Origin of the sequence: Micrococcus terreus (genome assembly GCF_900116905.1) — a bacterium.
Classification (GTDB): domain Bacteria; phylum Actinomycetota; class Actinomycetes; order Actinomycetales; family Micrococcaceae; genus Citricoccus; species Citricoccus terreus.
In genome coordinates, this window is sequence record NZ_FPCG01000010.1 from 25,210 (window position 1) to 45,005 (window position 19,796).

Below are 19,796 nucleotides of genomic sequence, written 5' to 3' on the forward strand. Positions count from 1 at the left end.
GGGCCACCTTACCCAGGCGTTGAATCTGTTGCGGCCCCGCAGGTGGAATGAACGGCGAAGGCCCCCCGCGTGCTGCGGGGGGCCTTCGTGATGCTGGTGGCTCCGACCGGCGTCGATCCGGTGACCTTACGATTTTCAGTCGTACGCTCTACCAACTGAGCTACAGAGCCCGGTGATATCTGACGATGTCACCAGGATCTTCCGCGCCGGAACGGCACCGGAACATCCAAGCGACCCTGACGGGACTCGAACCCGCGACCTCCGCCGTGACAGGGCGGCGCGCTAACCAACTGCGCTACAGGGCCAGTGTGCGAGAAACAACTTTACCAGACATTCTCTCCGCTTCTGACCACACATGGATGCGATCTGCGACACAGAGAGGGTGACTGCTGGAGCCGTTTCCTGCGTACCCCCAACGGGATTCGAACCCGTGTCGCCGCCGTGAAAGGGCGGTGTCCTAGGCCTCTAGACGATGGGGGCCTGAACACTTCGGGTTCCCGAAGTGGACCAGAGAAGTCTAAGGCGCGGACGGCGTCCACCGCAAACCAGGCAGACTGGTGGGATGAGCACCGCCGAGGGACCTCCGGACCAGATGAGCGAGGACGAGTTCGACCAGGTCGTCACCGAGGCGCTGGACCGCATTCCGCCGGAGCTCGCGGACCGACTGTCCAACGTGGCCGTGTTCGTGGAGGAGGAGTACGAACCCGAGCCCTGGGAGGACCCGGACACCGAGCTGTTCGGACTCTATGACGGCATCCCGCTGACGGAGCGGGCGGGCATGCCCTGGCAGATGCCCGACCGCATCATCATCTACCGCGGACCTCTGCTGCGCGCCTTCCAGGACCGGGACGAGCTGATCGAGGAGATCACCGTGACCGTGATCCACGAGGTGGCCCACTTCTTCGGGATCGACGACGAGCGCCTGCACGAGCTCGGCTGGGACTGAGCAGCGCTCGTGCAGGGCATCGAGCGCCTGCCGGGATCCTCAGATCAGTCGACGGGGCCGAACTTCTCCCGGGACGCCAGACGCTGGTCCTTGGCGTACGGCACCACCATCACCGGCCCCTTGGCATGGGCGATCACGCCGTGGCTGGTGGAGCCGAGCAGGGCACCGGTGAACCCGCCACGTCCGCGCGTGCCCACCACGGTCAGCCGTGCCGTGCGGGACTCCTCGACCAGCACGTCCACCGGGACGCCGTCCACCACATGGGCGCTGATCTCCAGCTCGGGGAACTCGGACTGCAGCCAGGCCACCCCCTGGTCCAGGGTCTCGCGCAGCTCCTCCACCAGGGCGTGCTCGTCCACGGTGGCCGGCAGCCAGGCCACGGCACCGGAGACCGGCGGCATGGCGCAGACCACGCGCAGCGGGGTGCCCCGCACGGAGGCCTCGCGGGCCGCTGTCAGAGCGGCAACGCGCCCCTGGTTCGAACCATCGACGCCCACGGCGACGGGGACACCCTGCTGGAAGCGCGGAGTCAGGTCCCCCGGGGGAACGATCACCACGGGGCACTTGGCGTGGGCTGGGAGGGCGCCGGAGGTCGAGCCGAGCAGGCGGCCCAGGAACCCGCCGCGGCCGCGAGATCCGGCGACCAGCAGCTCGGCCTGGGCGGAGTAGTCCACCAGGACTCCGGCGGCGTCGCCCATCTCCACGGCCTGACGGACCTCCACCGAGAACGGCCCGTCCTTCTTCAGCCGCTGGACCATCTCCTCCAGCACCTGGGCCGCTCCGGTGCGGATCAGTTCGTCGTCCGGGCCGCCGTAGCCTGCTTCCAGAGCCGATGCAGCGAACACCGGCATGCTGTAGGCGGTCACCAGGGTCACCGGGAGGCCACGCAGCTCAGCTTCGCGCAGGGCCCAGCGGCAGGCCGCATGCGACTGATCCGAGCCGTCCACCCCCACGACGATCCCGTGTGTCTGCACCTGTCTTGACTGCTGGGTCATGGCCATCTCCTCTTCGGGTCCGCGGGATCCTCGTCGATCCTGGGGGCATCTCCAGTCTAGGTGTCCGCCCCGGTCAGGACACGGGCTGGAGGGCTGCTGTCAAGGGTGGTGCTCCGGCGGCGAAGTCGGCGGCGGGCTCGATCAGCCGGGCTGGCAACGGGTCCGCCAGCAGGTGCCGGACCAGACCGTCCCTGCCCCCGGCCGCAGGACGGGTCAGCTCGTCTTGGCAGGCGACCAGGATGATGTTCCCCCGGCGCCGCCCCTTGAGCATCTGCGGATCGGCGATCACCCCGACGGTGGCGAAGCACTGTCGCAGGGTGGACACCTCACGCCGGGCCAAGGTCAGATCCGGTCCCCCGCCGAAGTTGACCAGGTACAGCCCGCCCGGACCCACCGTGCGCGCGGCAGCCTCGGCCGATTCCAGGCCGGTGAGGTGGGGCGGGGTGATCTGATCGCTCGGGCCGGTGCCGGCGAACACGTCCCGGATGACGACGTCACGGCTGTCCGGGTGGGCTCCGGCCAACGTGGCTCCAGCCTCCTCCACCCGGATCCGCAGGGCCGGGGCGCGCGGCAGCCCGAAACGGTCCCGCGCCGCCAGGGCCAGACCGGCGTCCAGCTCCACCGCGGTCTGACGGGATTGGGGGAACCAGGCGTGCGTCCACCGGGCCAGGGTGCAGCCGGCACCGCCCAGGTGCAGCACGCGCAGCGCCGTGTCCGAGGTCCAGCGGTGCATCATCACCGCGGCGGCCCAGCGCATGTACTCGAACCCCATCTCCAGGGGCTGGTCCGGGTTCAGCTGAGAGGACTCCACGCCGTTGACCTTCAGCAGCCAGGCGCCGTCCGTCCAGGGGTCGGGCAGGATCTCGGCGGTCCCGGTGTCGATGGGGAACGCCCCGGGCTCGATCTCCGCCGCCTCCGCCCCACCGCGTCCTCGACCACGGCCCGGACGCTCGGCGGAACCGGACCTCTTGCCTCCGCCCCGTCCTCGTCCGTTCACGCGCTCGAGCCCATGCCGGCAGCGCGCCGCACCATCAACTGCTCCTGGAGGCCCTCCCAGGGGCCGTCCATGGCCACGGAGGCGCCGTCGTCGTGAAATCCGTGCCGGCGGTAGAAGGACTGGGCGCGGGGATTCTCCGCCAGGACCCAGAGGAAGGCCGGGGCCTCACCCAGGGCGCGGTCCAGCAGGGCGTCGGCCACCCCGGTGCCCTGCGCCGAGGCGAGCACGTAGAGGGCGGTGAGCTCGAGGTCGGGCAGGTCGGTCCGCCCGTGCATCCGCTCCGGCCGAGCCGGCGCGGCACAGGCCATGCCCACGCAGGTCCCGCGCTCGTCCTCGGCCATCCAGACGGTGGTCCCCCGGTCCACGATCCCGCGCCAATGTTCGATCTGCCGGTCCAGGGTGGCCTCGGCACGCTGGAAGAACTGCTCATCCCGCAGGTGTCCGTAGGCCTCCCGCCAGGCGGCGGCCTTCATCGTCAGGACCGCAGGCAGATCCGCCTGCGCGGCGTCGCGAACGTAGTAGCTGTGCTCCGTGCGGGCGGAGCGGATCACAGATCCTCCAGTGCGGCCTCCAGGCGCTGCACCTTCCCATCGATCTCACCCGTGTGCCCCGGGCGGATGTCCGCCTTGAGCACCAGGGAGATGCGAGAACCGAACGGGGAGACCGCGTCCACGGCTGCCTTCACCACGGCCATCACCTCGTCCCACTCCCCCTCGATCTCGGTGAACATCGAGGAAGTGCGGTTGGGCAGGCCCGACTCCCGGACCACCTTCACCGCGGCAGCCACCGCCTCATGCACCGAGCCATCGGCCTCGGCGCCGGCGGTGGTGTTCCCGACGACGGCCCCTTCCGGATGGTTCGACAGGCTGGGCTGGCCAGAGGGAGCGACAGAGAATGCGACGATCATGTACTCCAGTCTGCCCCACGTCCCAGAACGCGAACAGGCCCCCGAACCTCCCGGGTGGAGGGCTCGAGGGCCTGTGTCAGCTGTGCAGGACGCTGCTGACGTCTGCCAGGAGTGCCGGCTGGATCAGCCGCCGAACAGCGGGGTCAGAGCCTTGATCAGCTCGCTGCCGCCCAGCACGATGAAGATCAGCGCGGTGAGGCCCAGCAGCACGTTGTGGTACCACTTGTTGCGGAACTTCTCCGGGACCAGCTTCTTCTGGTTGTTCAGGAACAGCAGAGTGATCGCCAGGAACGGCATGAACAGCGCGCCGAGCGTGCCGTAGAGCAGGATCAGGAAGATCGGGCGGTCCAGGAACAGCAGGGACATCGGCAGGATGGTCAGCCAGATCAGGTAGAAGCGTGCGGGCTTGGAGGCCAGCGACGGGGCATCGTCCTGGTCCAGCTCGTCGGCCGGACGGCGGAAGTTCGTCCAGAAGTCGGCGAACATCAGGGACACGCCGTGCCATACGCCCAGCAGCGAGGAGAAGGACGCGGCGAAGAAGCCGACCAGGAAGACAACCGACCAGGCCTCGCCGTAGCGCTCGGCCAGCACGTTGCCCACATCCAGCAGGCCGCGGTCGCCTGCGGAGATGGCGATGTCAGCCGAGTGCAGCAGCTCCACGCCCATGATCATGGTGGCGATCACGAAGATGCCGGTGAGGATGTAGCTGACCGAGTTGTCGAAGCGCATCACGCGCATCCACTTGGGGGTGTTCCACCCCTTCTCACGCAGCCAGTAGCCGTACGCGGCCAGGGTGATGGTGCCGCCGACGCCGCCGGCCAGGCCCAGGACGTAGAACATGGCGCCGTCCTCGGTGGGCAGGCGCGGGACCAGTCCGGTGAGGATCTCGCCGATGTTCGGAGTGGTCATGGCTGCGGAGAGCAGCACGGTGACGAACATGATGCCGATCAGCACCGTCATCAGGGTCTCGACCAGGCGGTACTTGTTGAGCCACACCAGGCCCATGCCGATCAGACCGGCCGCGATGGCGAAGATCTTGGAGTCCACGCCCGGGAACAGGGCCGCCAGCGGCAACGCCGTGGAGCTCATGGCGGTGGCGCCGTACACGAAGCCCCAGACGATGATGTAGATGCCGAAGTACCAGCTGGTCCACTGGCCCAGCGTGCGCCAGCCCTGGAAGATCGTCTTGCCGGTGGAGAGGTAGTACCGTCCGGTGCCCTCCACGAGCACGATCTTCAGGATGACGCCCAGGACCACGGCCCACATCAGCATGTAGCCGTAGCGGGAGCCGGCGGTCAGGGTGGCCACCAGGTCAGCGGCGCCCACACCGGTGGCGGCGGCGACGATGCCCGGGCCCAGCGAGTTCCACTTGGGCTTGACCGGAGTCTCATTGATCTCGGCCTGGGTGAACCCGACGATGTCCGGATTGTGGACCGGATGCCCTCGATCAGCATGCGCGTGCTGTGACATGGTTCTCCATTCCCCTCTGTGCGGATCGGCCGACGCCCCACGGTGTCGGCTGGAGATGGTGCGATGGAAGCGGTGATGCAGATCCCCATGAGCTGTGTCCGGCATCACCAGTGTGATGAACGAACTGTAGCGCATGGAGGGTATACGAACCATCTGTGTCCCGCTCCCTATAGTGGAGGCAGGTCCGACTGACACTCGTCAGACGCGGACGACTCGACCCCCGAGGAGAGGCGCACCATGCCCCAGGGCATCTTCGTCACCACCACCACGAGCGGCGCCGGGAAGTCCCTGGTCAGCCTCGGCCTGGCCGACTCGCTGTACAAGCGGTCCGGCTCCATCGGCTACTTCCGGCCCATCGTCCCCGGGGACGATCCGGACGCCGACCCGATGGTCCAGCTGATGCGTGAGCAGTTCGGCCTGAGCGCTGAACGGTCCCGGGGTGGGCTCACCGCCGCCGAGGCGCGCGCGCTGATCGCCGAGGGCCACGGCGACCAGGTGCAGGAACGCTGCGTGGCCCTGTTCGACGCGATCGCCCAGGAGTGCGGGATCGTGGTGGTCGAGGGCACCGACCTGGCCGCCGCCGACCCCGCCGTGGAGCTGGAGCTCAATGCCGATCTGGCCCGGAACCTCGGCATGCCCGTCATCGGGGTGGTCGCCGGGACCGGGCTATCCGCATCCCAGGCCGCAGACGCCGTGGACCTGGCCCGCCGTTCCCTGGACGAGGCCGGCGTGGACCTGCTGGCCATGATGGTCAACCGGGCCGACCCCACTCAGCTGGACGAGATCCACGACGCCATTCGCCCCGGCCGCCACTCCTGGCCGGTCTACGTCCTGCCGGAGCTGCCCGAACTGGCTCTGCCCTCCGTCTCGGAGATCGCCCACGCGCTGGATCTGTCCCAGGTGGCCGGGCAGGAGAACCTGGACCGGGACGTCTCCGAGGTCAAGGCGGTGTCCATGGAGGGCGGGAACTTCCTGGAGATCCTGCGCGAGGCCGCACTGGTCATCGTCTCCGGTGACCGTTCCGACGCCGTGCTGGCCACCGTGGCCTCGGCCCTGACCCCGGACTTCCCGGTGCCGGCCGGCATGATCCTGACCAACGGGATCCTGCCCAATCACAGCGTCCAGCGGCTCTACCGGGATGCGGCGTTCCCGATCTTCGTCACCATGGCGGACACCTTCACCACTGCCCGGGACGTCTCCACCGTGCGCAGCGAGCTCTCCAGTGCCCAGCCCCGCAAGACCGCTGCGGCCCTGGGCGCCTGGCATCAGCGGGTGGACGGGGACGAGCTGCTCCAGCGGATCGAGATCCCACGCACCTCCCGGATCACCCCGCTGCGCTTCCTGCACGATCTGATCGAACGGGCCCAGTCCGACCGCCAGCGGATCGTGCTGCCCGAGGGTGAGGATCCGCGCATCCTCCGGGCCGCGGAGATCCTGCGTCGTCGTGATGTCTGTGACCTGGTGGTGCTGGGACCGGAGGCCGCCCTGAAGGAGCTGGCCGCGAGTGAGGGCGTGGACCTGACCGGACTGGAGCTGGTGGACCCGGCCACCTCCCCGGACCGCGAGCGCTATGCAGAGGAGTATGCGAAACTGCGCGCCCATAAGGGAGTGGATCTGGAGCGCGCCCGCGAGGTGATGCTCGAGGGCGCGTACTTCGGGACCATGATGGTCCAGCTGGGCGATGTGGACGGCATGGTCTCCGGTGCCGCGCACACCACCGCGAACACCATCCGCCCGGCCCTGGAGTTCGTCAAGACCCGCCCTGGCGTCTCGATCGTCTCCTCCGTGTTCTTCATGCTGCTGCCGGACCGCGCCCTGGTCTACGGCGACTGTGCGGTGAACCCGGATCCGAACGCGGAGCAGCTGGCGGACATCGCCTACGCCTCCTCGGTCACCGCTGAGCAGTTCGGCGTGGATCCGCGCGTGGCCATGCTCTCCTACTCCACGGGCGGCTCCGGTTCGGGCGAGGCCGTGGACAAGGTCCGCCAGGCCACCGAGCTGGTCCGCGGCGCGCATCCGGAGCTGAAGGTGGACGGACCGCTGCAGTATGACGCCGCGGTGAACCAGTCCGTGGCGGCCTCGAAGATGCCGGACTCGGAGGTCGCTGGGCAGGCCACGGTGTTCATCTTCCCGGACTTGAACACGGGCAACAACACCTACAAGGCCGTGCAGCAGTCGGCCGGGGCAGTGGCCGTGGGACCGGTGCTGCAGGGTCTGAACAAGCCGGTGAACGACCTCTCCCGGGGCTGCACCGTGGAGGACATCGTGAACACGGTGGCCATCACCGCCATCCAGGCGCAGTCCCAGTAGTCCCAGCAGTCGCAGCAGTCGCAGCAGTCGCAGCAGCCCCACTCAGCCTGACGGAACGGACCACCATGCTCATCCTGATCATCAACTCCGGCTCCTCCTCCCTGAAGTACCAGGTGCGGGAGATCCACGACGACGGCTCCGAGCCTGACCAGCCCATCCTCACCAAGGGATTGGTGGAGAGGATCGGCGTGCCTGGTTCGGGGATCCCGGATCACGCCGCGGCACTGGAGCAGGTGGACGCCCACCTGGAGGAGGTGCTGGCGGGACGGACGATCGACGCGGCCGGACACCGGGTGGTGCACGGCGGCGAGCGGTTCAGCGCACCGGCCCTGGTGACCATGGAGGTCATCCGGGCGATCGAACGGCTGGCCCCCTTGGCCCCGCTGCACAACCCCGCGGCGGCACAGGGGCTGCGCGCCATCACGGCACGGTGGCGGGAGATGCCGCAGGTGGTCGTCTTCGACACCTCCTTCCACCAGAGCATGCCGGAGGAGGCCTGGCGGTACGCCCTGCCGGACGCGCTGTACACCGAGCACGGCATCCGCCGGTACGGCTTCCACGGCACCAGCCATGACCTGGTGACCGGGGTGGCCGCCCAGACCCTGGGGATCGAGCGCGATCAGTTCCGTGCGGTGGTCCTGCACCTGGGCAACGGCGCCTCAGCCACCGCCATCCGGGACGGGAAGTCGGTGGACACCTCCATGGGCTACACCCCGCTGGCCGGACTGGTGATGGGCACCCGGTCCGGGGACGTGGACCCCTCGGTGATCACCCAGCTGATCTCGCGCGGGATCTACACCGCGGAGCAGATGGACCACCTGCTGAACAAGGAGTCGGGCCTGCTGGGGCTGTCCGGCAACGCGGACATGCGTGAGGTCGTGGAGGCGGCTGAGGCCGGGGACACCGCAGCGCGGACCGCACTGGAGGTGGCCTCCTACCGTCTGGCCAAGTACGTCGGTGGATACCACGTGGCCGTGGACGGTGCGCAGGCGATCGTGTTCACCGCCGGCATCGGGGAGAACTCGGCCCCGTTCCGGGCTGCGGTGCTGGACCGACTGGGTGCCCTGGGCGTGCAGTACAGCGCGGAGCTGAACGAGCAGCGCTCCGGGGAGCCGCGCGTGATCTCCACACCAGACTCGGCCATCCCGGTCCTGGTGGTTCCCACAGACGAGGAGCAGGCGATCGGCGCCCTCACCCTTCAGGTGGCCCAGCAGCACGGGAAGCTCTGAGCCGAGGGGTCCGTTCCTTCCCCGCCGCACGCCCGAATGTTACCGTTCCGTAACCATCCGCCGCCGGACGAGAGGGACACCATGCCCACCGCACTCCAGAAGACCTATGCCGCTCTGCAGGGCCGCCCACTCGGCAAGCAGCTGTTCAGCGCCGCGCTGTGCCTGAAGGCACCGTACTTCCGCACCATCCTTCCCCGAGTGATCTCCCTGGAGCCCGGTCGCGGGGAGGCACGGATGCCCGACTGGTGGGGTGTGCGCAACCACCTCGGCACCGTCCACGCCATCGCCTGCTGCAACCTGGCGGAGCTGGTGGCCGGATCCACGGCGGACATGTCCATGCCGGCCAGCCACCGCTGGATCCCCAAGGGCATGACGGTGGAGTACCGGAAGAAGGCCCAGGGCACCCTGACCGCGGTGGCCACCGTGGAGGACCTGAGCATGCTCACAGCAGATCAGTCCCGTGACGTGGTGGTCCCGGTGGACGTCACCGACCCGTCCGGCACCGTGGTGGTCCATGCCGAGATCACCATGTGGGTCTCCCCCCGCTGAGCCTCAGGCCACCTCGGCGTCGGCGTCGATCTCCAGCTCGTTGCCCGGGATCGAGGCCAGCAGCTTCCGTGTGTACGGGTGCCGCGGGTTGGTGAAGATCTCCTCCGAGGTCGCGGCCTCCACCAGCTCGCCGTCCTTCATCACGCAGACGTAGTCGGAGATCAGCCGCACCACGGCGAGGTCGTGGGAGATGAACAGGTAGCTCAGCCCCAGTTCCTGCTGCAGGTCCTTGAGCAGGTCCAGGATCTGGGCCTGCACCAGCACGTCCAGCGCGGACACCGGCTCGTCGCACACGATCAGGTCCGGGTTCAGCGCCAGGGCTCGGGCGATCGCGATGCGCTGCCGCTGACCACCGGAGAGCTCGGCCGGATACCGCCGGAACATGTGCGCCGGCAGGGCCACCTGGTCCATCAGCTTCAGCACGCGCTCGCGCCGCTCCCGGGCGTTGCCCCGCTTGTACGCGACCAGCGGCTCCTCGATGATCCGCCCCACCGTGAACATGGGGTTCAGCGAGGAGTACGGGTCCTGGAACACCGCCTGCACGCGCTGCCGGAAGTCCTTCAGGTCCGCCTTGTTCAGGTTCAGCACGTCCTTGCCCTCGAACGTGATGGACCCCGAGGTCGGCTCGATCAGCTTCAGGAGCATCCGCGCCGTGGTGGTCTTGCCGGAGCCCGACTCGCCCACGATCGACACCGTGGAGCCCCGCGGGATCTCCAGCGTCACATCCCGGGTGGCGTAGAAGTCGGCCTGGCCCCTCTTGGGGTACACCTTCGTCAGGTCGGTGATGGTCACCAGGGGCTCCGCGGTGCGCTTCGGCGCCCCCTCCACAGCAGTTCCCGACGACGGCCGGTCACCGTCCGCGGTCGGCTCACCTGCCGCGTGGCTGCCGGAGGTGCCACTGGGTGCCGCGAACGCGTCCGGTGCCAGCCGCACGGCCGCCACGGACGGTGCCGCACGGACCAGGGACTGGGTGTACGGGTGCTGGGGGTCGTTGAGCAGCTGTTCGGCCGGACCGGTCTCCACCACCAGACCACGGTGCATGACCACCAAATTCTGGGCACGTTCGGCGGCCAGGCCGAGGTCGTGGGTGATGAGCAGGACGGCGGTCCCCAGCTCCTGGGTCATCTCCCCGATCTGATCGAGGATGACCTGCTGGACGGTGACGTCCAGGGCGGAGGTGGGCTCATCGGCGATCAGCAGCTGGGGCCGGCAGGCCAGGGCGATCGCGATCAGAGCACGCTGACGCAGACCGCCGGAGAGCTCGTGCGGATACTGCTTGGCGCGGCGGGCGGCCTCCGGGATGCCGGCCTGCTCCATCACCGCCACCACCTTCTGGTCCACATCCTTCTTGGTGGCCTGACGGTGGGTGAGGAGGGTCTCGGCGATCTGCGTGCCGATCTTGGAGACCGGGTTCAGGTTGGACATGGGGTCCTGCGGGACCAGCCCGATCTGCTCACCGCGGATCCGGCGCAGCTTGGACTCCGGCATGCCGACCAGCTCCTGGCCGTCGAACCGGATGGAGCCTCCGGTGACCTTGCCGTTGCCCGGCAGCAGGCCGATGGCGGCCATGGCCGTGGTGGACTTGCCCGAACCGGACTCGCCCACGATCGCCAGCGTGCTGCCGGCGGCCAGCTCCATGGAGGCGTTGTCCACGGCCTGCACGCTGCCGTGCATGGTGGAGAAGGCGACCTGCAGGTCGGTGATCTTCAACAGCGGCTCGCCCTGGACGGGCTTGGTCGACATCTCGGTCATCTCAGACTTCTCAGAGTTCTCAGTCTGCTCAGGGTGCTGGTTCATCACCGTCTCCTCGACTTCGGGTCCAGGGCCTCACGCAGGGACTCACCCAGCAGGGTGAAGCCCAGGGCGGTCACCGCGATGCAGATGCCCGGCAGGAAGGCCAGCCACGGGGCGATGCCCAGCTCGGCCTGGGCGTAGGTGAGCATGCGTCCCCACTCGGCGGTCTCCGGGCGTCCGCCGCCCAGACCCAGGAAGGACAGGGCCGCTGCGTCGATCACCGCGGTGGCCAGGGTCAGCGTGGCCTGGACGATCACCGGTCCCACCGAGTTCGGCAGCACGTGGCTCATGGTGATGGTGCTGCGGCTCAGACCCAGCGTCTGGGCGGCCAGGACGTAGTCCGACCCCTTCTGCGTGAGCATGGAGGACCGCAGCAGACGCGCGAAGATCGGCACCTGGGAGACACCGATGGCGATCATCACCGCGTACTGTCCCTGGCCCAGCACGGCGGCGATGGACACGGCCAGCAGCAGGTTCGGCACGGAGAGCAGGATGTCCACGATCCGCATGACCACGCCGTCCACCCAGCCGCCGAACGTGCCGGCCAGCAGGCCCAGGAGCATGCCGCCCGCCAGGCCCATGGCCGTGGAGACGATGCCGATGGTCAGCGAGGCCTGGGCTCCCCAGATCAGTTTGGAGAGCACGTCACCGCCGAAGCGGTCCAGGCCCAGCGGGTAGGCGCCGATCTCGCCCGGTCCCGGGATATTGCCCGGGGTGATCTCCCGTGCACCGGGAACGGACTCGCCGGGATACGGGGCGAGGACAGGAGCCAGGATCGCGACCAGGAAGAACAGCACCACGATGATCGCACCGGCGATCGCCGCGGGATTGCGCTTGAGCCGCTGGAAGGCGTCCTTCCAGACGGAGGTGCCCTTGGTGTCCATGCCCGGCTCGGACGTGGACTGGGTCTGCCCGGCGGCCACGGGGGCGCCGTCGGCCTCCACGGGCGCGCCCACCGGGGCAGCGCCCGGGGTCATCTCGGCGGAGGGTCCGCCGCCTGGTGTGGGAGGAAGATTCATGCTCATGAGACACGCACCCGGGGGTCGATCAGGCCGTAGGAGACGTCCACGACCAGGTTGATGAGTGAGTAGATCAGCGCGATGAAGATGATGAACCCCTGCAGGACCGGGAAGTCCAGATTGAAGATGGCGTCCCACAGGAAGCTGCCGATCCCGTTGAAGGCGAACACCGTCTCGGTGAGCACCGCGCCGGAGATCAGCAGGCCCAGCTGCAGGCCCAGGGTGGTGATGACCGGGAGCATCGCGTTGCGCATGACGAACCGGTTGCGGATCAGGTTCGGGGCCAGGCCCTTGGCCTTGGCGGTGCGCACGTAGTCCGCGTTCTGCACCTCCAGCACGGAGGCGCGGGTGATGCGGGCGATGATCGCCAGCGGGATGGTGCCCAGGGCGATGCCCGGCAGCACCAGGTGGGTGAAGGCGTCGAAGGCGGCGTCGAACTCACCGGTGATCAGCCCGTCCCATACGAAGAAGTTCGTGTAGTGCGTGGCGTCGATGCGCGGGTTCTGCCGGCCGTCCGGGGGCAGCCAGCCCAGCTGCACGGCGAACACCCACTTGAGGATGAAGGCCAGGAAGAACACCGGGACCACCACGCCCATCAGGGAGAGCAGCACGGCCAGCTGGTCCTGCCACCTGCCCACGTGGCGGGCGGCCCAGTAGCCCAGCGGGATGCCGAGCGCCACCGCGAAGACGATCGCGAAGGCGGAGAGCTCCAGGGTGGCCGGGAACCGAGCGGCGAACTCCTCCAGCACGGGGCGGTTGGTCAGCAGGCTGCTGCCGAAGTCGCCGGAGAGGATCCGGCCCATGTACTGGAAGTACTGCTCCACCAGGGGCTTGTCGAACCCATATGCCGCGTTGACGCGAGCCACGGCCTCTGGGGTCGCCTTGTCCCCCAGCAGCGCGGTGGCCGGGCCGCCGGGCAGGGAGCGGACCCAGAGGAAGAGCAGGACGGAGAGTCCGAAGAGGGTGGGGATCAGCAGCAGCAGGCGCTTGCCGATGAGTCGAAGCACGAGGCTTCCCTTCAGGTGCGGGAGACGTGGATCAGGTGAGGATCACGACGACGGCGCGGGGCCGTCGTCGTGATCCTCACTCAGGTGCCCCACGGGTGAGGCGAGGTGATGCGTGAGGTGCCAGACCCTCAGATCACTCCGAGAGCTTGATCTGGTTGAAGACCTCGTCGTTGACCGGGCTGGCCGGGTAGGACTCCACGCGCTCGGCGAAGGCCAGCGACGGAGCCGGGTGGGCCAGCGGGACAGCCGGTGCCAGCTCGGAGACCTGCTTGTTGATCTCCTCGTACATCGGCGTCTGCTCCTCCAGGTTCGGCACCTGGCGAGCCTCGTTCAGGGCCTCGAAGAGGTCCGGATCGTTGAAGCCGAACTCGGGCTTCTCGCCGCCGAAGAACACACCCACGAAGTTGTCGGTGTCGTTGTAGTCGCCGGTCCAGCCCAGCAGGTGGATGCCGTGGTTGGCCGAGCCCTGGACGCGGTCCAGGTAGTCCGGGGACCACTTCTCCGGCTTGGCGTTGACCTTGATGCCGACCTCGGCCAGCTGGCCGGACAGGTTCGAGAAGACCTGCTCAGGGGTGGGCATGTACGGACGGGAGACGCCGGTGGGGTAGTTGAAGTCCACGGTGAAGCCGTCCTCGTAGCCGGCCTCGGCCAGCAGCTGCTTGGCCTTCTCCGGGTCGTACTCGTACTTCTCCACGTCCTCGGTGTAGCCGTTGACCATGTCCGGGATGAAGGTCACGGCCTTCTTGGTGCCCTCGGGCAGGGTCTGGCGGATCAGCGCGTCCTTGTCGATCGCGTAGGAGATCGCCTGGCGCACCTTGAGGTCCTTGAGCTCCTCGACCTCCTGGTTCATGCCCAGGTAGAGGATGGTGAAGGGCTCGCGGTTGACGATGTTGTAGCCGGCGTCGGCCAGGGAGCCCACATCGGCCGGGGAGACCAGGTCGTAGCCGTCGATCTGGCCGGCCTCCAGGGACTGGCGGCGAGCCACGGGGTCATCGATCACGCGGAAGGTGATGTTGGTGACCTGGCCCTTCTCGCCCCAGTAGTCATCGAAGCTGGAGAGCTTGATGTCCTGGCCCACGGCCCACGAGTCGAACTTGTAGGGGCCGGTGCCGGTGGGGTGCGCGCGGGCGTACTCGGTCAGCTCCGGAGCCTCGGCGGTGCCGCTGGCCTCGTCCGCGCCGTGCTCCTCCATGGCGGCGGGGGACTGCATGGCGAAGGCCGGCAGGGACAGGGAGGCGATGAACCCGGCGAAGGGCTGGTTCAGGGTGACGGTGGCGGTGCCCTCGTCCGTGGCCTCGCAGGACTTGTAGACGGCGGTGTCCGGGGAGTCGGAGAAGCCGCGGAAGAGCTTGCCGTAGTAGTAGGCCTGGGTCTCGGACTGCTGGATGCCCTCGAAGTTGTACCAGCGGTCGAAGTTGGCGCAGACGGCTTCGGCGTTGAAGTCGGTGCCGTCGTGGAACTTCACGCCCTCCTTGAGCGTGAACTCATGGGTCAGGCCGTCCTCACTGGACTCCCAGGACTCGGCGAGCAGCGGTGCGGGGTCCGCCGTGCCGGGCTCGACTCCGACCAGGCCCTCGAAGATCTGGCGGGAGACGCGGAAGGACTCGCCGTCAGAGGCGAAGGCGGGATCCAGGCTCTTGGGATCGGAGGAGGCGGCGAAGATGAAGTTGCCGTCCACGGACGACTCGGAGCCGGAGTCCCCGTTGTCACCCGAGTCATCGCGCTGGCTCTGGGCGCAGCTGGAGAGCAGCAGCGCGGCGGCTGCGGCGGCGGCGGTCACAGCGGACAGGCGCCGGCGGCGTGGAGTAAAGGACATGGTCCCTCCCATGTAGGTGGCGAGTGGACACTGTGACGTATGGAACACCACGGTGCTTGATGGTGAGCATACTCACTCCTCCGGACACCGGAGACACGCCACACGCCGTCAGCGCCAGGTGTGCAGGAGTGTTTTCAGACCTGAAACATCCCGGTGACCTGGCCGGAGAAGTGGCTCAACGCCGTGCTCGATCCGTCACCTGCGCCAGCACCTGACCCGGCCGATTGGTGGTGATCTCCTGGACTCCCAGTCCGGCCAGCAGCTCCACGTCCTCGGGGTGATCCGCGGTCCAGACGCGCAGTCGGCGTCCGGCGGCCAGCCAGGCCTTCACATCGGCCAGGTGGCTGCGCACGTACTCCACGCCGGGGCCGGCCATCCCGGCCCGTCCGTCCCAGATGATCCGCTCGGAGTCCGCCGCGGCCTGCCGCAGGGTCGCCCGCACCGCGGCCCTGCTCAACGGGCTCCAGGCCAGGCGGGAGGGGATCGGGTCCGCCGGCACCAGGTCCACGAGTGCGCACAGCATCTCGGTGCTCACCGTGGGGCTGAGGTACTGCAGGGACCCGGCGTAGAAGCTCATGAAGGAGATCTGGACCTGCCCGATCCGAGAGGTCTCCGGATCCCAGCCAGCCCCGATCAGCCAGCTCAGGGCACGCTCCTCCAGCTCATGGCCGTACGGACTGGGGTGCTTGAACTCCACGGCCAGCCGGACGGGCCGACCGGCGGCGACCAGCAGCTCCACCAGCTCGGGCAGGGTGAGCAGTTGGTTCTCGGCTCGGCCAAACTCGGTCGGCACCTCGGCGGGATGCCAGGAGTGCACGTCCAGCCGGCTCAGCTGAGCCAGCGTGTGATCGGACACCCGCCCGCTGCCGTCGGAGGTGCGGTCCACGGTGGAGTCGTGCCAGAGGACGAGCTGGCGGTCCTTGGTCAGGTGCACATCGCACTCCACACCGTCGGCCCCTTCGGCCAGAGCATGCAGATAGGCGGCACGGGTGTGCTCGGCGTAGGCGGCCGAGGACCCCCGATGGGCGATCACCAGAGGTCGGGCCGGCAGGGCCTCCTCCGCAGCGGTGACACCGGTCAGCTGGGTCGAGGACGTGCGGGGGGACAGGGTCCGGATCGACTGCACACCCCAGAGAGTAGTCCTGGCGGGAGGACGCCGACACGGACCGTGGGCATCCGACTGGTTAACTGGTGATGACACCTCGACTGCACGGCCCGGAAGGTCTCATGCACCCCACACCCGAACGCGGCGCCCCCGACCTGCGGCTGCAGCCCGGCGGCCCCACCGAGGCCGAGCGGGCAGCGGCCCTGCGCCGGATGAAGACGGTGGCCACGGGACTGCTCGTGGTCATGGCGGTCATCTTCACCATCGCCTTCCTGCTGCAGGACCAGTACCCGTGGCTCTCCTACGTGCGAGCCGCCGCAGAGGGAGGAATGGTCGGCGCCCTGGCGGACTGGTTCGCCGTCACCGCGATCTTCCGGCACCCCCTCGGCCTGAAGATCCCCCACACCGCGCTGATCCCCCGCAAGAAGGACATGATCGGCGAGACCCTCGGGGACTTCGTCCACCAGAACTTCATGGAGGGCGAGGTGGTGGAGGAGAAGCTCGGTCAGCTGGCCCTCTCCGAACGCACCGGGGCGTGGCTGCGTCAGCGTCCGCACGCCGAACGGGTGGCCGGAGAGGTCTCCACGGCGGCTGAGGGGCTGCTCAGCGCCACCGACGACGGTGCCGTCCGGGACCTGATCGCCTCCCTGGTCCAACGGCACATGGTGGAGCCGGAGTGGTCCCCCACCCTGGCCACCGTGCTGGAGAACGTGGTCACCCAGCGCCATCACGACCGCGTGGTCGACCTGCTGGTCTCACACACCGGGGACTGGGTGGCCGCCCACCCGGACTTCTTCGTCTCCACGGTGCGCTCCCGCTCCCCGGGCTGGGTGCCGGAGGCCCTGGACCACCTGCTGGCCGAACGGATCCACGCCGAGCTGCTCAAGTACCTGGCCGCCGTGCGCGCAGACCCGGACCACGAGCTGCGCCGGTCCATCGACCAATGGCTGCAGGACCTGGTCCGGGACATGCGCTCGGATGCGGACACCCGCGCCAAGGTGGAGTCGCTCAAGACCAGCCTGTTCAACGATCCGCGCATGCAGGAGTGGGCGGGCAAGGCCTGGGCCAATGCCAAGGCGACGCTGCTGGCCCAGCTGAAGGAGCCGACGTCGGACCTGCATCTGGCCCTGGTCTCCGCGCTGCAGGACCTGGGCGCGCGGCTGCAGGAGGACCCGGAGCTCTCTGCCCGGGTGGATGGCTGGGCCGGCACCGCAGCCAACCATGTGCTGCGCCAGTACGGACCGCAGATCGTGGGCGTGATCGGCGAGACCATCCAGCGGTGGGACGGCCAGAAGGCCTCGCGCACGATCGAGCTCTACATGGGCCGGGACCTGCAGTTCATCCGGATCAACGGGTCCATTGTCGGAGCGCTGGCAGGGCTGGCCATCCACACGGTGGCCAGCCTCCTGCTCAGCTGATCAGGCCTCGCCGCGCTCAGCCCGGTGCCGCTCGCGGGCCGCACGGACCTCGGCGGCCATGTCCTCGGCGTCGTCCTTCACGCCCTGGCGGACCAGCTGGCGGGCCTCCTTGCGGGCCTCCTTGCCCTCAGGCAGCTCCGTGAGCTCACCGCGCAGCTCCTCGGGCAGCTGGACCGGAGCAGGACCGAACAGGTGTTGAGCGGACTTGACCACGGCCTTGCCCATGGCGCGGTTGCCCACGCCGCCGATCACGGCGCCCACGCCGAACGGGATGAGGCGTCCCAGGAACCCGGCGCCCTGGCGGACCAGGATCTTGCGGAAGAAGCTGCGGCGCAGCTGCTGGAAGAGCACCTCGGAGACGCCGGCCGAGCCGGTGAACACCGCTGCCACACCGGAGGCCGGGCCGGGACCGGTGAGGCTGTTGAGCCCACCGCGGCCCTGGTTGGCGAACTCCTTGATCATCTTGCGGCCGTCCTCGCCGAGCATGACGGCCATCACCAGCGCCTGGGCCCGGCCCGGGTCATCGGTGGTGATCCCGTGCAGTTCGGCGATCGACTGGGCGTACAGCGCACTGGCCTCCAGGAAGCCGACCGTCGCGGCGGCGGAGAGGCCCAGAGCGGCCACGGTGCCGATCCCGGGGACCACGGCGGTGCCGCCCACAGCCGCCCCACCGCCGGTCACGCTGAGCAGGTACTGCTTGGTGAGCCGATCGGACAGCTGCGCGGGGGTCTCATCCGGGTGCTTCGTGCGCAGCCGGTTCAGGTTCATCAGCACCAGGGGCCGCTGGATGTCCAGGGCCTTGAGCACGGCCGTCTGGAAGGCCGGCGTGGGGTTGCCGTCCTCGTCGATCGCCTGGTTGAGGGCGAAGTCGGTGGCCTTCTGGCCCGCGACGCTCTTCAGGGACATCTTGCCGTTCTTGGCCATGCTGCTCCTCCTGTGTGCGGCGCGGACCGGTCCGGCCCGTCCACCGCTCCGGGACAACGGGGTGTAGGTCTCCATGAAACACCACGGCGCCGGGCCTCGACCATGGGAATCGGCGCTGTCCCGCTCTCAGCGGAACGCGTCCGGCCCGGAATGTAAGCTGGGCCACATCGGCCGCACCCCCGGTCGGAACCTCGAACGAAGGGCCTTCTCATGCGTCTTGGAACCTCTGTCGTCCTGATCGCCTTGGGCGCCATCCTCTCCTTCGCCGTCAACGACGCCGTCCCCGGCGTGGACCTGACCATCGTGGGCTACATCCTGATGGGCGCCGGCGCGCTGCTCCTGCTGCTCTCCCTGGTCCAGATGGGGGCGAACTCCTCACGCGGCCGCGTCACCGAGTCCCGGTCGGTGCGGGATCCCGGAACCGGCGAGTCCGTCACCCGCAACGAGACCCGGGACCTCTGAGCGGCCTCGCCCTGCTCGGACAGCCTTCCCGACGACGGCCCCGCACCTCCCACAGGGAGGTTCCGGTCAGTGCGCGGCGGCCAGGGTGTGCTGGAGGAAGATCCGCACGTCGCGGGCCTCCTCGGCGCTGATCCCGTGTCCCATGCCCTCGTACCGCCGTGCAGTGAGCAGGGTGTGCCGGTCCAGCCAGTCCGCGGTATAGGCCACGGCGTCCGGGTGGATGACGAGGTCCTGTGGGTCCCGGCCCCAGAAGAACGGGCGCGGCCCCGGCCCCTCGGCCGGCGAGTCCAGGGTCTCGAGCAGCTGGTTGGAGAGCACGAACCCGCTCAGCCCCACCACGCAGGTGAACGCCTCCGGACGCAGCCGCATCACGGTGGAGGCCATGGCCATGCCCTGGGAGTGGCCGAGCACCGAGACCGAGCGGAACCGGTGGCCCTTGACCTCCTCGGCCTCGAGCAGGTCGTAGATCCGGTGGGCTGCGGCGATCACCTCGGCGAAGTCGTTGGTGAGGAAGTAGTCCAGCAGGAACCAGCCCCAGGCGCCCGGGTCGGGCCCGCCGGGGCCGGATCCGTCCCCCACGGGACCGTCCGTCACCGGAGCGGCCGCCGCGTCGATCTCGAACCCGCCGCGCACCGCCAGTCCGGTCACGCCCTCCGGGAGCATGCTGAAGTAGCCCTGGGCGGCCCGCAGCTCGTTGGAGCCGTAGCCGTGGATGACCACCACCAGATCGGTGCCGTCCCGCTCCCCTGCGGGGCGGTTCCAGATCACGTGGTGTCCGGAGTCGAGCTGGGTGCGCGTCCAGGGGGCAGAGCCGGTGCCGGGCGAAGAGGTCATGACAGGATCCTAGG

Annotated in this window: 18 protein-coding genes and 3 tRNA genes; 6 read left to right on the forward strand and 15 right to left on the reverse strand. The window is 68.9% G+C overall.

The window, feature by feature from the left end:
- Positions 1-94: 94 nt before the first annotated feature.
- From BM355_RS11315 to BM355_RS11325, 3 genes are all read right to left on the reverse strand, one after another.
- Positions 95-170 (reverse strand) — tRNA-Phe (locus tag BM355_RS11315).
- A gap of 61 nt (positions 171-231) precedes the next feature.
- Positions 232-305 (reverse strand) — tRNA-Asp (locus BM355_RS11320).
- A gap of 102 nt (positions 306-407) precedes the next feature.
- Positions 408-480, reverse strand: a tRNA-Glu gene (locus tag BM355_RS11325).
- An 82-nt stretch (positions 481-562) separates the two neighbouring features.
- Between BM355_RS11325 and BM355_RS11330 the strand changes: the two genes are divergently transcribed.
- Complete coding sequence (locus BM355_RS11330) at positions 563-946, forward strand: metallopeptidase family protein (protein WP_245760777.1); 384 nt, start codon at positions 563-565, stop codon at positions 944-946.
- Positions 947-990: 44 nt separating this feature from the next.
- On the opposite strand, the gene BM355_RS11335 is transcribed toward BM355_RS11330, so the two are convergent.
- The 5 genes from BM355_RS11335 to BM355_RS11355 all read right to left on the reverse strand — a co-directional run bounded on the left by BM355_RS11335 (position 991) and on the right by BM355_RS11355 (position 5,315).
- Positions 991-1,941 carry a universal stress protein gene (locus BM355_RS11335; protein ID WP_245760778.1) on the reverse strand — a complete coding sequence of 317 codons (951 nt, stop codon included), beginning with the start codon at positions 1,939-1,941 and terminating at the stop codon, positions 991-993.
- A 73-nt stretch (positions 1,942-2,014) separates the two neighbouring features.
- Positions 2,015-2,938, reverse strand: coding sequence for a spermidine synthase (locus tag BM355_RS11340; protein ID WP_177227939.1), 924 nt, complete (start codon positions 2,936-2,938; stop codon positions 2,015-2,017).
- On the reverse strand, positions 2,935-3,489 hold the full coding sequence (locus BM355_RS11345; RefSeq protein WP_245760779.1) for a GNAT family N-acetyltransferase: 555 nt from the start codon (positions 3,487-3,489) through the stop codon (positions 2,935-2,937). The genes BM355_RS11340 and BM355_RS11345 overlap by 4 nt, the downstream gene beginning before the upstream one ends.
- Positions 3,486-3,845 carry a thiamine-binding protein gene (locus BM355_RS11350; protein ID WP_091698651.1) on the reverse strand — a complete coding sequence of 120 codons (360 nt, stop codon included), beginning with the start codon at positions 3,843-3,845 and terminating at the stop codon, positions 3,486-3,488. Before BM355_RS11350 ends, BM355_RS11345 begins: the two co-directional genes overlap by 4 nt.
- A gap of 123 nt (positions 3,846-3,968) precedes the next feature.
- Positions 3,969-5,315 (reverse strand): Nramp family divalent metal transporter, encoded by a 1,347-nt coding sequence (locus BM355_RS11355; RefSeq protein ID WP_091698654.1) that lies wholly within the window; start codon positions 5,313-5,315, stop codon positions 3,969-3,971.
- A gap of 237 nt (positions 5,316-5,552) precedes the next feature.
- On the opposite strand from BM355_RS11355, the gene pta reads away from it, so the two are divergent.
- The 3 genes from pta (at position 5,553) to BM355_RS11370 (ending at position 9,403) form a co-directional block, all read left to right on the forward strand.
- On the forward strand, positions 5,553-7,625 hold the full coding sequence (gene pta / locus BM355_RS11360; protein ID WP_091698657.1) for a phosphate acetyltransferase: 2,073 nt from the start codon (positions 5,553-5,555) through the stop codon (positions 7,623-7,625).
- 65 nt (positions 7,626-7,690) lie between these two features.
- Positions 7,691-8,854: an acetate/propionate family kinase gene (locus BM355_RS11365; protein ID WP_091698660.1), complete on the forward strand. Its 1,164-nt coding sequence runs from the start codon at positions 7,691-7,693 to the stop codon at positions 8,852-8,854.
- An 81-nt stretch (positions 8,855-8,935) separates the two neighbouring features.
- Positions 8,936-9,403, forward strand: a complete 468-nt coding sequence (locus BM355_RS11370) for a hotdog fold domain-containing protein (RefSeq protein WP_091698663.1) — start codon at positions 8,936-8,938, stop codon at positions 9,401-9,403.
- Between the two features lie 3 nt (positions 9,404-9,406).
- Here the strand turns inward: BM355_RS11370 and BM355_RS11375 are convergent, their stop codons facing one another.
- The 5 genes from BM355_RS11375 to BM355_RS11395 all read right to left on the reverse strand — a co-directional run bounded on the left by BM355_RS11375 (position 9,407) and on the right by BM355_RS11395 (position 16,090).
- Positions 9,407-11,155 carry an ABC transporter ATP-binding protein gene (locus BM355_RS11375; RefSeq protein WP_245760792.1) on the reverse strand — a complete coding sequence of 583 codons (1,749 nt, stop codon included), beginning with the start codon at positions 11,153-11,155 and terminating at the stop codon, positions 9,407-9,409.
- A gap of 44 nt (positions 11,156-11,199) precedes the next feature.
- Complete coding sequence (locus BM355_RS11380; RefSeq protein ID WP_091698667.1) at positions 11,200-12,222, reverse strand: ABC transporter permease; 1,023 nt, start codon at positions 12,220-12,222, stop codon at positions 11,200-11,202.
- Positions 12,219-13,223, reverse strand: coding sequence for an ABC transporter permease (locus BM355_RS11385; RefSeq protein ID WP_091698669.1), 1,005 nt, complete (start codon positions 13,221-13,223; stop codon positions 12,219-12,221). Before BM355_RS11385 ends, BM355_RS11380 begins: the two co-directional genes overlap by 4 nt.
- Before the next feature lie 133 nt (positions 13,224-13,356).
- The gene (locus tag BM355_RS11390; RefSeq protein ID WP_091698886.1) at positions 13,357-15,039 is read right to left on the reverse strand and encodes an ABC transporter substrate-binding protein; all 1,683 of its coding nucleotides are present in this window, start codon (positions 15,037-15,039) and stop codon (positions 13,357-13,359) included.
- A gap of 175 nt (positions 15,040-15,214) precedes the next feature.
- Entirely contained in the window at positions 15,215-16,090 is an 876-nt protein-coding gene (locus BM355_RS11395) for a glycerophosphodiester phosphodiesterase family protein (protein ID WP_091698888.1), read from the reverse strand.
- 176 nt (positions 16,091-16,266) lie between these two features.
- Between BM355_RS11395 and BM355_RS11400 the strand changes: the two genes are divergently transcribed.
- Positions 16,267-17,562, forward strand: a complete 1,296-nt coding sequence (locus BM355_RS11400; RefSeq protein WP_091698671.1) for a DUF445 domain-containing protein — start codon at positions 16,267-16,269, stop codon at positions 17,560-17,562.
- Here the strand turns inward: BM355_RS11400 and BM355_RS11405 are convergent, their stop codons facing one another.
- Positions 17,563-18,486, reverse strand: coding sequence for a hypothetical protein (locus BM355_RS11405; RefSeq protein WP_245760780.1), 924 nt, complete (start codon positions 18,484-18,486; stop codon positions 17,563-17,565).
- 210 nt (positions 18,487-18,696) lie between these two features.
- Between BM355_RS11405 and BM355_RS11410 the strand changes: the two genes are divergently transcribed.
- On the forward strand, positions 18,697-18,948 hold the full coding sequence (locus BM355_RS11410; RefSeq protein ID WP_091698673.1) for a DUF6458 family protein: 252 nt from the start codon (positions 18,697-18,699) through the stop codon (positions 18,946-18,948).
- 66 nt (positions 18,949-19,014) lie between these two features.
- Here the strand turns inward: BM355_RS11410 and BM355_RS11415 are convergent, their stop codons facing one another.
- The gene (locus tag BM355_RS11415) at positions 19,015-19,782 is read right to left on the reverse strand and encodes an alpha/beta hydrolase (protein WP_091698675.1); all 768 of its coding nucleotides are present in this window, start codon (positions 19,780-19,782) and stop codon (positions 19,015-19,017) included.
- Between the last annotated feature and the right edge of the window lie 14 nt (positions 19,783-19,796).

Excerpts from the sequence above, each read along its gene's own strand:
- BM355_RS11330 (WP_245760777.1), top strand. The coding sequence starts at position 563 with ATGAGCACCGCCGAGGGACCTCCGGACCAGATGAGCGAGGACGAGTTC.
- BM355_RS11335 (WP_245760778.1), bottom strand. The coding sequence starts at position 1,941 with ATGACCCAGCAGTCAAGACAGGTGCAGACACACGGGATCGTCGTGGGG.
- BM355_RS11350 (WP_091698651.1), bottom strand. The coding sequence starts at position 3,845 with ATGATCGTCGCATTCTCTGTCGCTCCCTCTGGCCAGCCCAGCCTGTCG.
- BM355_RS11355 (WP_091698654.1), bottom strand. The coding sequence starts at position 5,315 with ATGTCACAGCACGCGCATGCTGATCGAGGGCATCCGGTCCACAATCCG.
- pta (WP_091698657.1), top strand. The coding sequence starts at position 5,553 with ATGCCCCAGGGCATCTTCGTCACCACCACCACGAGCGGCGCCGGGAAG.
- BM355_RS11365 (WP_091698660.1), top strand. The coding sequence starts at position 7,691 with ATGCTCATCCTGATCATCAACTCCGGCTCCTCCTCCCTGAAGTACCAG.
- BM355_RS11370 (WP_091698663.1), top strand. The coding sequence starts at position 8,936 with ATGCCCACCGCACTCCAGAAGACCTATGCCGCTCTGCAGGGCCGCCCA.
- BM355_RS11375 (WP_245760792.1), bottom strand. The coding sequence starts at position 11,155 with ATGACCGAGATGTCGACCAAGCCCGTCCAGGGCGAGCCGCTGTTGAAG.
- BM355_RS11380 (WP_091698667.1), bottom strand. The coding sequence starts at position 12,222 with ATGAGCATGAATCTTCCTCCCACACCAGGCGGCGGACCCTCCGCCGAG.
- BM355_RS11390 (WP_091698886.1), bottom strand. The coding sequence starts at position 15,039 with ATGTCCTTTACTCCACGCCGCCGGCGCCTGTCCGCTGTGACCGCCGCC.
- BM355_RS11400 (WP_091698671.1), top strand. The coding sequence starts at position 16,267 with ATGCACCCCACACCCGAACGCGGCGCCCCCGACCTGCGGCTGCAGCCC.
- BM355_RS11405 (WP_245760780.1), bottom strand. The coding sequence starts at position 18,486 with ATGGCCAAGAACGGCAAGATGTCCCTGAAGAGCGTCGCGGGCCAGAAG.
- BM355_RS11410 (WP_091698673.1), top strand. The coding sequence starts at position 18,697 with ATGCGTCTTGGAACCTCTGTCGTCCTGATCGCCTTGGGCGCCATCCTC.
- BM355_RS11415 (WP_091698675.1), bottom strand. The coding sequence starts at position 19,782 with ATGACCTCTTCGCCCGGCACCGGCTCTGCCCCCTGGACGCGCACCCAG.